9 protein-coding genes and 1 other RNA gene are annotated in these 12,914 nt (G+C 41.8%); 7 read left to right on the forward strand and 3 right to left on the reverse strand.

Annotated elements, in window-relative coordinates; all coding sequences use genetic code 11:
- Positions 1–73 precede the first annotated feature (73 nt).
- The gene (locus CWC04_RS06125; protein WP_004589125.1) at positions 74–964 is read left to right on the forward strand and encodes a LysR family transcriptional regulator; all 891 of its coding nucleotides are present in this window, start codon (positions 74–76) and stop codon (positions 962–964) included.
- Here CWC04_RS06125 and CWC04_RS06130 read toward each other — a convergent pair.
- Positions 961–1,923, reverse strand: coding sequence for a YihY/virulence factor BrkB family protein (locus tag CWC04_RS06130; RefSeq protein ID WP_004589124.1), 963 nt, complete (start codon positions 1,921–1,923; stop codon positions 961–963). The two genes, CWC04_RS06125 and CWC04_RS06130, sit on opposite strands and share 4 nt — an antisense overlap.
- Positions 1,924–2,054: 131 nt before the next feature.
- Between CWC04_RS06130 and CWC04_RS06135 the strand changes: the two genes are divergently transcribed.
- The 5 genes from CWC04_RS06135 (at position 2,055) to CWC04_RS06155 (ending at position 9,621) form a co-directional block, all read left to right on the forward strand.
- Positions 2,055–3,125, forward strand: coding sequence for a mechanosensitive ion channel family protein (locus CWC04_RS06135; RefSeq protein ID WP_249326064.1), 1,071 nt, complete (start codon positions 2,055–2,057; stop codon positions 3,123–3,125).
- Positions 3,126–3,646: 521 nt separating this feature from the next.
- Positions 3,647–4,918 carry a dicarboxylate/amino acid:cation symporter gene (locus CWC04_RS06140; RefSeq protein ID WP_004589122.1) on the forward strand — a complete coding sequence of 424 codons (1,272 nt, stop codon included), beginning with the start codon at positions 3,647–3,649 and terminating at the stop codon, positions 4,916–4,918.
- A 33-nt stretch (positions 4,919–4,951) separates the two neighbouring features.
- The gene (locus CWC04_RS06145; protein WP_121637960.1) at positions 4,952–6,013 is read left to right on the forward strand and encodes a putative porin; all 1,062 of its coding nucleotides are present in this window, start codon (positions 4,952–4,954) and stop codon (positions 6,011–6,013) included.
- A gap of 492 nt (positions 6,014–6,505) precedes the next feature.
- Complete coding sequence (locus tag CWC04_RS06150; RefSeq protein ID WP_171038563.1) at positions 6,506–8,212, forward strand: transporter substrate-binding domain-containing protein; 1,707 nt, start codon at positions 6,506–6,508, stop codon at positions 8,210–8,212.
- A complete protein-coding gene (locus CWC04_RS06155) occupies positions 8,209–9,621 on the forward strand; it encodes a sigma-54-dependent transcriptional regulator (RefSeq protein ID WP_004589118.1) in 1,413 nt (470 codons plus the stop codon). Before CWC04_RS06150 ends, CWC04_RS06155 begins: the two co-directional genes overlap by 4 nt.
- A 74-nt stretch (positions 9,622–9,695) precedes the next feature.
- Here the strand turns inward: CWC04_RS06155 and rnpB are convergent.
- Positions 9,696–10,061: RNase P RNA component class A (gene rnpB / locus CWC04_RS06160), an RNA gene on the reverse strand.
- 42 nt (positions 10,062–10,103) lie between these two features.
- A complete protein-coding gene (rsmI, locus tag CWC04_RS06165; RefSeq protein WP_138684907.1) occupies positions 10,104–10,961 on the reverse strand; it encodes a 16S rRNA (cytidine(1402)-2'-O)-methyltransferase in 858 nt (285 codons plus the stop codon).
- A gap of 61 nt (positions 10,962–11,022) precedes the next feature.
- Between rsmI and CWC04_RS06170 the strand changes: the two genes are divergently transcribed.
- Positions 11,023–12,906, forward strand: coding sequence for a penicillin-binding protein activator (locus CWC04_RS06170; protein WP_138684908.1), 1,884 nt, complete (start codon positions 11,023–11,025; stop codon positions 12,904–12,906).
- Positions 12,907–12,914 lie beyond the last annotated feature (8 nt).

Below are 12,914 nucleotides of genomic sequence, written 5' to 3' on the forward strand. Positions count from 1 at the left end.
GTAGTTACGCAATAAATAGAGTGCCTACACGGTCAGGTAGTTTAATCAATAGTAAGTAGTAACAAGGTTTAAAATGGCAAAGGCAACACTCGAGCAATGGAGAATGTTTAAAGCTGTTGTAGAGCATGGTGGGTTTGCCGGTGCTAGCAGCGCGGTATTTAAAAGCCAATCAACCGTGCACCATGCAGTGCAAAAGTTAGAGTCGGCACTGCAAGTAAAATTGCTTGAAGTAAAAGGCCGTAAAGCGTATTTAACCGAAAACGGTAAGCTTATATTGCGCCGCGCCGAATTTTTAATAGATGAAGCCAGCAAAATAGAATCGGTTGCTAATACATTAAGCGAAGGTATTGAAAGCACATTAAAAATAGCGGTAGATGAAGTGTTTCCGCAGCATTTATTGTACCAAGCGCTAAGCCATATTAATGAGCAATACCCGCTGGTAAAAATAGAACTGATAGAAAGCGTACTTAATGGCGCAAACGAATTACTTACCAATGCAGTGGTCGACTTAGCAATTACCTCTATTGCGCTTTATGGCATTAATTGCCATAGCTTGTGCGATATAGAATTTATTGCCGTTGCGCACCCTGATCACCCCCTGCACCAGCGCACTGAACCACTGACCTACAGAGAGCTTAAATTACACAGGCAAATAGTTGTTCGCGATTCGGCCACCCACACCAGCCACGACGACGGCTGGCTTGGGGCTGATATGCGCTGGACAGTAAGTCACTTACGTAACTCTATTGATATGGTTAGCCAAAACTTTGGTTATGCATGGCTGCCTAGTGCACAAATTAAACCTTATCTTAAAAACAACACACTTAAGCCCCTTAATTTAGAGCAAGGAACAACCCGCTCCTTAAAGCTTTATTTAATGTGCACCGACAATGACCGTTTAGGCCCCGTTGGCCAAGCATTTACTCAGCATCTCATAAGCTTGTGCAATAACGAGCCCGGCTAAGAGTTTGTCGGCTCATCTACATCAAGGTGATCAGCAACATAGGCGCCGCGTTTACCGCGTTCTTTAGCGGGGCCTTTGGTACTATCTTTCGCTGTTTGTTGTTCGGTTGCCGCATTTATTACCGCCCCAAGCGTAATAATATAGGCACTTATATAGAGCCACATTAGCATAATCACTACCCCGCCTAACGAACCATACGTTTCGTTGTAGCTTGCAAAGTGAGACACATAAAACGAAAAACCAATTGAGGCTAAAATCCATAATACAGTCGCAATACACGAGCCAAGTGTGATCCAGCGCCATTTAGCGGGTTTTCGGTGTGGTGCATAGCGATACAAAAGCACCAACGCAAAATTAAACATAAAGGCGAGTAATGGCCACGATATTAACTTTATTAGTAAGTCTATACTTTCTTTTAAGCCCACTAAATTAAGTACTATGGGTAAAATACCTATAATTAGCAAAGCAAAAATAGCCACTAAAATAGCCCCTACCGAAAATAAAAAACGTACTAACTGAGCATGAAAAAAAGAGCGTTTTTCGTATTCATGATAACTAATGTTACAGGCAGTAATGAGCGCTTGGCTGCCTTTAGAGCTACTCCAAATAGTAAGAATAAGTGTACCAATTGCACTTAAGCTTAAACTGGCGTTAGAGGTTTGAGCCAAGCTCGAGACCTGAGATAAAATTAAATCGCTCGTGCTTTGCGGTAATAAGGTAACTATTTTACTCAGGTGTTCACTAATATCGGTGGGCGATGAAAAGTACGCATACACAGAAACCATTGCAGCAATAGCAGGAAAAATAGCAAGTAAGGCATAAAACGCAACGCCCGCTGCAACCAGCGATAAGTTGTCTTGGCTCATTTGCTTAAAAATACGTTTGGCTATGTCCCACCAACCAATAACCGGAATGTGCACTGGCTGCTCGGCATGTTGTCCCCGTTTAGGTTTGCTCATTGTTTGCTCCTTTTTAGCCTATTATCGAGCAAAAAGTTTGCCAAGCTGTGCTTATGGCATTGGTATTAAACTTGCTGCTTGCTAGATTATTTAAAATACCAAGGTAATACGCCATGAACAGCCTTATAACTATGCTAATTGCAGTGAACACCACGGCTGTGAATGCCTTAAACACCCCAGAAAGCGTGCTCAGTTGGCAGTATTTATACGCCCAAAGTTTGCAATTACTTCACGCAACAGCGCAAATATTACCCACTCTTTTATTAGGTTTTATACTTTTAACTATTAGCTACTTTGTCGCCAGTCCTTTGTCTAAGCTGTTAGTAAAACCGCTCATTTATATGACCGACAGTAAACTTGTGCACTTAGTGGCTAAACGCGGGATTAGCATTTTAATTTTATTGCTGGGCGTGTATTTATTTTTACGTTTAGCAGGACTTACCGAATTTGCTATTGCCATTATGAGCGGTACCGGATTAATAGGCTTAATATTGGGCTTTGCCTTTAGAGACATAGCAGAGAACTTTATTGCTAGTTTGCTGTTGAGTGTCCAACGGCCATTTAAAATAGACGATGTAATAGAAGTCGATGGCCGCTTAGGTGTGGTTAAAAAGGTCACCGCTCGCGCAACCACCTTAGTTGATTACGATGGCAACCATATACAAATACCTAACGCCACGGTTTATAAAAATACCATTAAAAACCTAACTGCAAATCCAAAAATGCGTGCCAAGGTGGTGATTGGCATAGGTTACGATAACGATATTCGTTACTGCCAAACACTCGCCCTTGAAATTGCAAACAAGCAAGCGGGTGTGATTACTGAGCCACCAGCACAAGTGCTGATCAATAATTTAGGCAGCTCAACAATTAACTTTAATCTGTTTTTTTGGGTTAACAGCGAACAACATAGTCCGTTAAAAGTGGCCTCGCAGTTAATGCGTGAGCTAGTAACCGAATTTACAGCGCAAAACATCAGTATGCCAGATGATGCCCGCGAGCGTATTTTACTCAGTGCACCTGATGAGAGTGATACACAAAAGCCCACCAACAAAGCTGAGCAACCTTTAACTGCTCAGCAAAGCTCTAAGCAGCTGCAGCAGCAAAATGAAACGGTTGATGATGTAAGTAGTGATACCGACGAAATTCGTGATCAAGCCGAAAAATCACGGGATCCTGAACAGGGTAAAAATATTATCTAAGCTAAACGTATAAGAAAAAATAAAACCACATACTGCCAATTTACAACTTAATAATGTTTTAAACCCTAAAAAATCAAAAAATATGATTAATTAATGCATTAAATATAACTTTTGTTATATCAATAATAAAAGTTATACACCTGTCAAATTATTGATTTTAAATAAGTTATTTATAAACCATCATTTAAGCCGCCTTTAACCCGCCTTTCATTATTAATAATTATTCAAAAAGTTATATTAACAAACCACCAACCAAAAACAATAAAATCAATAACATTCAATACGTTATTAACAAAACCGTGCTTGGCATTATTAATGCAATAACAATAATCTAACAACTTTAGAGCTTAATTATGCACGTGTACAAACAACCCCTATCTAAAAAGGCTAACGAAAGCTTGTCCATAAAATTGCAAGCCCCTTGTGTGGCCTGTGCACGTGCCGGTGCAATATGCGCGTTAACGCCCTAAGCAAAAGTTAAATAGCTCCCACTAAATATTATAAATAATTGGAATAACACTATGACCAGTACAACAAGTATTAATAACAACGAGCCTAAAAAAATGGCGCTCTGGCTAAAAATACTCATAGGTATGATAGCGGGTATTATTGCCGGCATGCTGTTAGGCAATAATGCTGAATATATAAAACCAATTGGCCAGCTATTTATTAGCGCCATAAAAATGTTAATTGTACCGCTTATATTTTGCTCATTAATTGTTGGTGTTACCTCAATGAAAGACACCACTAAAATGGGTCGTATTGGTGTTAAGTCAATCGTATTTTATTTAGCCACCACCGCAGTAGCTATTTCGATTGGTTTGGGCCTTGGGTTGTTGTTTGAACCTGGCGCAGGCTTAAATATGGTTGCAACCACAGTCGCTGATGCTAAACCAAGCCCTACCTTAGTAGACACCATTGTAGGTTTAGTACCAAAAAACCCAGTGGGCTCATTAGCCTCAGGTAATATTTTGCAGATTATTGTGTTTGCGTTGAGCTTAGGCATTGCTTTAAACCTAATTGGTGAAAAAGGCGAACCCGCTAGCAAAATGTTTGAAAGCCTAGCCGATGCAATGTACAAATTGACTGAGCTTGTAATGAAGCTGGCGCCATATGGTGTATTTGCATTAATGGCTTGGGTATCTGGCAAGTACGGACTGGATGTATTACTGCCACTTATAAAAGTAATTGGCTTAGTGTACCTAGGCTGCATTATTCACGTTTTAGTGTTGGGTGGCGGCTTTGTAGGCCTACTAGGCAAGCTTAATCCACAGCGTTTTTATAAAGGTATTATTGAAGCGCAAATTATTGCTTTTACCACCACAAGTAGCTCAGGTACTTTACCTGCCAGCATTAAATGCGCCACCCAAAACTTAGGTGTATCGCGAACTGTATCAAGCTTTGTACTGCCAGTAGGCGCCACAATTAACATGGATGGCACCGCTTTATACCAAGGCGTATTAGCACTGTTTATTGCCCAAGCCTTTGGTATTGACCTCACCACAACAGATTACTTAACCATTATAGCTACAGCTACTTTAGCCTCTGTAGGCACCGCTGGTGTACCCGGTGCAGGCCTTATTATGCTTTCGCTAGTACTGACCACCGTTGGCTTACCACTTGAAGGCATTGCAATAGTTGCCGGTATTGACCGAATTTTAGATATGGCGCGCACTACCATAAATGTAACTGGCGATTTAATGGTTACTTTATTAATTGGCAAAAGCGAAGGCGAGCTTGACGAAACCCTTTACAACCAAGACAACACAGCGGCTCAACCCGCTAAGCAATAACCCTCGATTTAGTAATTTTATAGAGAACAAACCATGACTAGTAAACTTATCTATTTACCCGTTGCATTAGGTGTTATTGCCTTAGCTAAACCTGCCCACGCAGATATTACAATTGAAGGTTTAAATGGCCTTGAAGCCGTTAAGCTATTTGGCGATATGCGTATGCGCTTTGAGCGCACCGAAGGCGATACAATTGACTCAACAAGCCGCGCCCGTTTGCGTGCCCGATTTGGTATTAAATACGCGGCTACCGATAACTGGTCAGCGCAAATGCGCTTTAGAACAACCTCAAGCCAACACGATTCAACCCATCAAACTTTTGGTATCACCGATACCAGCGATAACGATGACTTTGGTTTAGACCGCGCCTTTATGAAGTACACAGGGCTTAGTAACACCCAAGTATATATTGGTAAAGCGGCACCCGTTTATATGCATTCATCAGAGCTGCTTTTTCGTGACGATATAGCGCTAGAAGGTGTACAAGCTAACTGGAGTAACAATACGTTTAGCGTTAATGCGGGGCATATTATTCTTGAAGAAAACGTCGATAATGGCGAAGGCAAGCGCGATGCTAGCTGGCAACAATTACAAGGTGTATATGCTACAAGTTTTAATAACATTAACGTTAAAGCCGGTATTGGCGGAATTTTTGTTAGCGCCTCAGATACGGCCTATGCCAGTGCTGAGTCGGGTCTTGATGATGACCAAGCAGGCAACGTAATGACCTATAACCTTGATGTACGTTATGGCGCAGTGCGCTTTGCAGCCGATTACTACACAAGTGAAGCCGACAGCGAAAATACAGCGTTTACTGTACATGCTCGTTATCAAATTAATAAACAGTTTGGCTTGCGTTTTTACGTGCTACGTACCGAAGCCTATGCATTGCCTATGAACGGCGCGTTTACGCAAACTAATACTCCGGGTTCTTATACCAATATTAAAGGCACACGCGTACAGCTAGATTACAAAATTGCAGAGAACCTAAATGCCGATTTAAGGTGGTTTAGCGTGGATAATATTAATAACGATATACCCACTAACAACAATGGCCGCGATCGCATTCAAGTAAACCTAAACATGAAGTTTTAGTACTAAGGCATGTTGACCAATCGTGATTAAAATTACAGTAGTGAGTTTAGTATTTAGCAAAAGCGATTATTAGCCTACTCGCTTAAAAGCCAAGCGCCTTGCTTAAACTGCCCTAGCTTGAAAAACGTTAATCTACACAGGTCAACATCCTCTAAATAGGCCCAACCAATAAAAGCGATTTAATAGCCGATATTAAATCGCTTTTATTTTATTAAACAGCCTTAAAAAGACATAACTGCCTTACAAAAAACCTTAATTAACAATTAATTTATTCTTATTTAGTTTAAAGTATAAATAGATAAGACTTAAAACCATGATAAATTCGTTAGTACCTAATTTATATAAAATTAAAATACAGACTATAGTCCCCTGCTGCCAACTAAAAACGACCTTTTTGCGGCTGTAAAAGGAACATAAACGCCATTTTATTTGTACTGTTTAGACAATTTACTAACGCACTACCACAACTGAAAAATGCAGAGGTTTACTCACTTGTTTATTAAACAAAACGCTTGGTTTTATGTATTAAAAATAGCGCTACTAAGCCTACTGGGTTTCAATAGCCTAAACTGCATTGCACAAGCTAACTTATCGCAGCCAAAACAAATTATAGTGGGCGGAGATTTTAACTACCCCCCTTATGAGTTTATTAACGAAGATGGTGAACTTACAGGTTACAACGTAGAACTTAGCCAAGAAATAGCCGCTGTAATGGGGCTTAATATAAAAATAAAGCTAATGCCCTGGGCCGAAATAAGAGCCGAGTTTGACCGTGGAAATGTGGATATTTTACAAGGCATGGCCGCCACACCCGAGCGCACCGATCTGTATAACTTTAGCCCGCACACGTTTGTTAACCACTCTATATTTGCGCGCGACAATAGCCCTAAAATAACGCACTACAGCGAGCTTGAAAACTACCGCGTTATTGTACAAAGCAATGGCTCGGCATTTGATATGCTTAACCACTCAGGCTTAAACATTACCCTTATACCGGTTGAAACCCATGCCGATGCCCTGCGTTTGCTTGCCTCTGGCCGCTATGACTTTGCAGTGGTTTCAAACTTACCCGGTTTATATTTAAGTAAAAAATTGGGGCTATCAAACATCACTGCTATTTCTAGCCTAGAAAGAAACCGGCTTTATGGCTATGCCACTAAAACCGCAGATGAAGCGCTGTTATCGCAATTTACTCAAGGCTTAGCTATTTTAAAAAACACCGGCCGCCAGCAAGAAATTTACGATAAATGGTTTGGCCCGTTAAACGTATCACCTTGGTCTAAAGCCGGCGTAATAGCGGGTATATGTGTAGTGGTGCTGCTACTAATTAGTACCGTGGTGATAATTTGGAACAAAGCCCTGCGCAAAAAAGTAGAAAGCCGCACCAAAGAGCTACAAGCCCAGCAGTTACAGCTACTTCATGCAGATAAAATGGCCTCATTGGGGGTGTTGGTTTCGGGAGTAGCTCACGAAATTAATAACCCATGTAGTATTTTAACGTTAAATTTTCCGTTTATAAAAGAAGCCTTTGAAGATGCAACAGACATACTAGATGAGCATCAATCACGCCAAGGCGATTTTCTTGTTGCCGGTGTAAGCTATCAGCGCTTTAAACATATGCTGCCAGAAATTTTAGACGATATGCACATTGCCAGTAACAAGGTAAAAGGCATAGTAGAGGATTTAAAAAGCTTTGCCGTAAAAGGTGAAGCATCGCACGAGAAAACTGAGCAGCTAGATTTAAACCTACTAACAAACCGCTCTATTCGCTTAGTCACAAATCAAATTAAAAACTCGACAAACCACTTAGAGGTTAACTTAGCCAACTCACTGCCTGCGTTTAAAGGCAGCGGCAGCCGCATTGAGCAGGTAATCGTAAATTTAATTTTAAATGCCTGCCAAGCACTTGAAGACAAATCGCAAAAAATTATTATCACCAGCTATTTCCATACTAAACACAATCAGGTTGTGCTGAGCATTGAAGATCAAGGCGTAGGCATTGATCAACAGCACTTAATTAAGCTCACCGACCCCTTTTATACCACCAAACGACAATCTGGCGGCACCGGCTTAGGGCTTTCTGTATCAGCGGGGATCGTGGCAGATCACCAAGGCCAACTCACCTTTAAATCAACCCTCGGTAAAGGCACAAAAGTAAAGCTATCACTACCCTTATTACAACACGAGAGTGAACTATGAATACTAATTTATATCCTAGTTTTGAGGTCCTCATTTGTGATGACGACAACAGCTTTTTACGAAGCATATCGTTTGCAATAGAGCGCTACTGCGGCATTAACAACATTGTACAATGTAATGATAGCCGCGATGTAATTGCCAAACTAAACCAAGGAAATGTTCGCGTTGTATTGCTTGATTTAAACATGCCACATATCAGTGGCGATGAGCTTATAGCGCAAATTACAGAGCTTTTTCCGCATATTTCGGTGGTGATCATCAGCGGCATTAACCAAGTAGAAGCCGCTGTAAAATGTATAAAATTAGGTGCTTATGGTTATCATGTAAAAACAGAAGATCCAGAACGCCTAAGTAATAGCATAATGCAAGTGGTGCGTTTTCAAGAGCTAAACCTAGAAAACCAAGCCATGCGCGGCTATCTGCTAGAAAACCAAACAAGCCTGCATCCTGCGTTTTCTAAAATTATTAGTGTGGATCATCAAATGCATTCGGTGTTTAATTACATTGAGTCTATATCAAATAGCCAACAACCTATTCTAATTACCGGAGAAAGCGGCGTAGGAAAGGAGCTTATAGCCAGAGCCATTCACGAAACCAGTAGCTGCAGTGGCGAGCTTGTGTGTGTAAACGTAGCTGGCCTTGACGATAACTTATTTTCGGATACCTTATTTGGCCATAAAAAAGGCGCTTTTACAGGCGCTGAGCAAGCCCGCAAAGGCATGATAGAACGCGCATCAGGCGGGATACTATTTCTTGACGAAATTGGCGATTTAAACCTGGCCTCGCAAGTAAAGCTATTAAGGCTTTTGCAAGAAGGCGAATATTACCCAGTAGGCAGCGATACCCCAAAGCGCATCAACGCGCGCATTATTGCAGCCACCCACCAAAACTTACTCACTAAAAAAGAAAATGGCGAATTTAGAAACGACTTATACTATCGTTTAAAAATTCATCATGTAAATATTCCGCCGCTTAGAGAGCGCAAGCAAGATATAGCCTTATTACTCGAGCACTTTTTAACGCTTGCCGCACAAGAATTTAATAAACCGGTGGCAAGTATTCCAAAAGAATTATTAATTTTACTCGAAAACTACGCTTTCCCTGGCAATATAAGAGAGCTGCGCGCCATGGCCTTTGATGCAATGAGCACCCACCAAAGTGGCGCACTGTCTATGAAAGCGTTTGAAAGCGTACGCAGCGCCGTGCCCAAATTAGATATGCAAGCTCAGCTTGCCAAGCCGTTATTTGAGTCAACATCAACGCTACCCACTTTAAAACAAGCCGCAGAATTACTAGTGGCAGAAGCGATGAAACGTAGCAACTCAAATCAATCAATGGCAGCGCAACTACTCGGTATATCCCAGCCAGCACTCAGTAAGCGACTTAAAAAAGGACAGCCTGAGCCTTAAAAAACAACAAAGTACTTCATCAAATTTTAGGCACAAAAAAGCCCGCAGCGTTAACTGCGGGCTTTTTTGTTGAATGAGTGAGTTAGCCTATAAGCCGGGTTCTGTCCTTTCCGAAGAAAGTGATAATCATTCGTCTAGGCCATAAATCGCTCTATGGCTCAAGCAACCTACCCGGTTCCAACGTGGGCCACGCCATAAGGAACCCTATTTGGTCTTGCTCCGAGTGGAGTTTACCTTGCAACCAACTGTTACCAGTGGCCCGGTGCGCTCTTACCGCACCCTTTCACCCTTACCAACCCGAGGGTTGGCGGTCTCCTCTCTGCTGCACTTGTCGTGGGCTCACGCCCCCCAGCCGTTAGCTGGCACTCTGCCCTGTGGAGCCCGGACTTTCCTCCCCCTGATCATTTTCGTCACAGGCAGCGATTATCTTGGCTAACTCGGCGCGCAGTATACATGAGCTGTGCCTTGTACGCAGTAAAGATTTACTCTTTTTCGTCAATAATTGTTTTATACAGGGCGTTTTTCTTCATTCCAAAGTAGTCAGCGACAATACCACAGGCTTTTTTCATCGGCATTTCGCTTTCAAGTAGCGCCAGCATTTTACGCGCCTCTGGCGGTAAATCATCTACTTGCTTTGGTTTACCTGGCAACATGAGCACTATTTCGCCGCGTTGCTTGGTTGGGTCATCAGTTAAAAACTGCTTTAACTCACTTACGCTACCATTAAAAAAGGTTTCAAAGGTTTTGGTAAGCTCTTTTGCAAATACCACTTGTTGCTCACTACCTAAGGCTGCTTCTAAATCATCTAGGCTTGCCATAATACGGTGGGTGCTTTCGTACATTATGCTGGTAATGCTTGAGTTTACAGCTTCTATGAAAAAATCTTGGCGGGCTTTACTTTTAGCCGGTGTAAAGCCAATAAACTGAAAGCGATCTGTTGGCAGGCCTGAGCAACACACTGCAGTAATAGCAGCACACGCACCGGGCACGGGTGTTACATGCGCGCCTTGCTCGCGGCACAGGTTTACAACGGCATAACCTGGGTCGCTTATCAGTGGCGTGCCGGCATCTGAAACTAGCGCGATATTTTTGCCTTCGTTTAGCCAATCAATAATCTGCTGCGCTTTTTGTTTTTCGTTATGGTCATGTAATGCAAAGGTTTTAGCCTTTATACCAAAGTGGCTTAGTAGCTTACCGGTGTGGCGCGTGTCTTCAGCAGCGATTAAGTCAACTTGCGATAATGTCGCGATGGCACGCTGGCTTAAGTCGTCAAAATTGCCAATTGGGGTGGCAACAATGTAAAGAGTGCCAATTTTCTGTGAATTCTCCTCATTTAACATTGAGGTCTCCTGCGTCAGTCAGTAATATAAGCAAATCGCGTTAACGTATTGGGAAATCATTGTGCGACTTAAACTTGTTAGTCTATTAATTATATTGTCAGGGTTATCGGCCTGTAGCACAACCGAAAAACCAACTAAAAATAGCGATAGCATTAATACCAGTGCGAATGCGCTGCAAAATCAAGCAACCAGTGCCGATGCTATTTATAAATTAGCGCTTAATCGTACCGGTGCAGACAAAATTCAATTGCTTTATAGTGCGCGTGATGCGGCTATTTCGGAGCAAAGCTGGCCGTTACTTGAAAACATTTGTAATGAGCTTGAGCAAACCCCAAGTGTAGATAAAATTCAAAACCGCTTATACATTGCTTATGCACAAAAGCAGCAAAATAAAAACGACCAAGCGCTCGTTATTTTGCAATCGCTCGATGGCCAACTTAAACAGCCTGAACACTTTGCTTGGCATCAATATTTAACTGCTAGCATATATGCATCGCAAAACTTTCCTAAGCGCGCCGCTCCTTATTTTTTTAGAGCCTCAGAAACTGCGAATAAAAATAATATTGAGATCCCTGCTCTACAAAGTGCGCTGTGGGATAACTTAACAAAGCTGTCTTCTTATGCGCTGGAGCGCTTTAATCGTGGCTCTGTTATTCAGCAAGGTTGGACTAACTTAGCTTTATACCACCAAGTATATGCAAATAGCGGTGTAGAGCTTGACCAAGCCATTAATAATTGGCGCCGTCGCTACCCTGGCCACCCTGCCGTAGCTATTTTACCCGAGCAAGATGAAGCCCTAGCCGACCTAGCACCAGTTAATATAGAGCGATTAGCTGTACTTTTACCGCAATCAGGCGCAAATGAGCGTTTAGGTGACGCCCTAAAAGCCGGCATTTTGGCAGGGCTTGATAAGCAAACTATTAACGACACTGTTTTTATAGATGAGAACCTTTCAACCCAAGAGCTAAGCGAGCAGCTGAGTCAATTTAATCCAGACTTTGTGATTGGGCCATTATTAAAAGCGAATATAGATAAACTTGCGCAAGCTAAAACACTTATTGATACCCCAACATTACACTTAAATACATTTGATGGTGAGCGACTCTCGCTGCAACATTACTTTTTTGCTTTAAACCCTGAGCATGAAGTGCAGCAAGCGCTGGAGCACTTTTTAGCTAAAGGTTATCAAAAGCCTATGTTATTAGCGCCTAATAATGCCAATGGTCAGCGTTTGGTTGATTACTTTAATATTCAGTGGCAGCGCTATAGCGAAACAAAACCGCAAATTGGGTTTTATAACGATAACAAAGACATGCCAAACACAATTACAAGCTTGTTAGAGGTTGATAAATCTAAGCAGCGTATTAAAACGGTTAAGTCTTTATTTAAACAAGAAGTAGAAAGTGAAACCCGCTCTCGTAGCGATATTGATGCGATTTACATTTTAGGCGACGCTATAGAAACACGCCTAATAAAACCTTATTTAGATGTAAATGTAAGTACTTTTGCACAGCGGATCCCGCTTTATGCTAGCTCTAAAAGCCATAGTAAACAAATAGATCGCACCGATAAAGGCGATTTAGAAGGGCTTTACTTTACAGAGCTTCCGTGGATGCTTAATGCGACAGTTAAACAACATAATTTACGCAACCAATACAACACGCTGTGGCCTGAAAATGCCGATATAAGCCAACGCCTATTTGCAATGGCTTACGATGCCGTATCGGTGCTAAGCGACATTAGGCAACTGAGTGTAATGCCCGGTAATAAGTTTACAGGTTTAAGTGGGAAGCTTTCGGTAAATACAAGCGGACACATAGAGCGTACGCTTGATTGGGCACAATACACAAATAGACGCATAAAAGCCGTACAGCTAGAAACAAAGCAGCCCGTGCCTTTATTTATGCAATCAGCCAACGAAAGCACTACGCTTACGTTTGATTAATCTGGAGC

This window comes from Pseudoalteromonas sp. S2893 (genome assembly GCF_005887105.1).
Classification (GTDB): domain Bacteria; phylum Pseudomonadota; class Gammaproteobacteria; order Enterobacterales; family Alteromonadaceae; genus Pseudoalteromonas; species Pseudoalteromonas atlantica.

Coding starts and splice junctions, on each gene's coding strand:
- CWC04_RS06155 (WP_004589118.1), top strand. CDS start 8,209: ATGAATACTAATTTATATCCTAGTTTTGAGGTCCTCATTTGTGATGAC.
- rsmI (WP_138684907.1), bottom strand. CDS start 10,961: ATGTTAAATGAGGAGAATTCACAGAAAATTGGCACTCTTTACATTGTT.
- CWC04_RS06140 (WP_004589122.1), top strand. CDS start 3,647: ATGACCAGTACAACAAGTATTAATAACAACGAGCCTAAAAAAATGGCG.
- CWC04_RS06135 (WP_249326064.1), top strand. CDS start 2,055: ATGCTAATTGCAGTGAACACCACGGCTGTGAATGCCTTAAACACCCCA.
- CWC04_RS06145 (WP_121637960.1), top strand. CDS start 4,952: ATGACTAGTAAACTTATCTATTTACCCGTTGCATTAGGTGTTATTGCC.
- CWC04_RS06130 (WP_004589124.1), bottom strand. CDS start 1,923: ATGAGCAAACCTAAACGGGGACAACATGCCGAGCAGCCAGTGCACATT.
- CWC04_RS06125 (WP_004589125.1), top strand. CDS start 74: ATGGCAAAGGCAACACTCGAGCAATGGAGAATGTTTAAAGCTGTTGTA.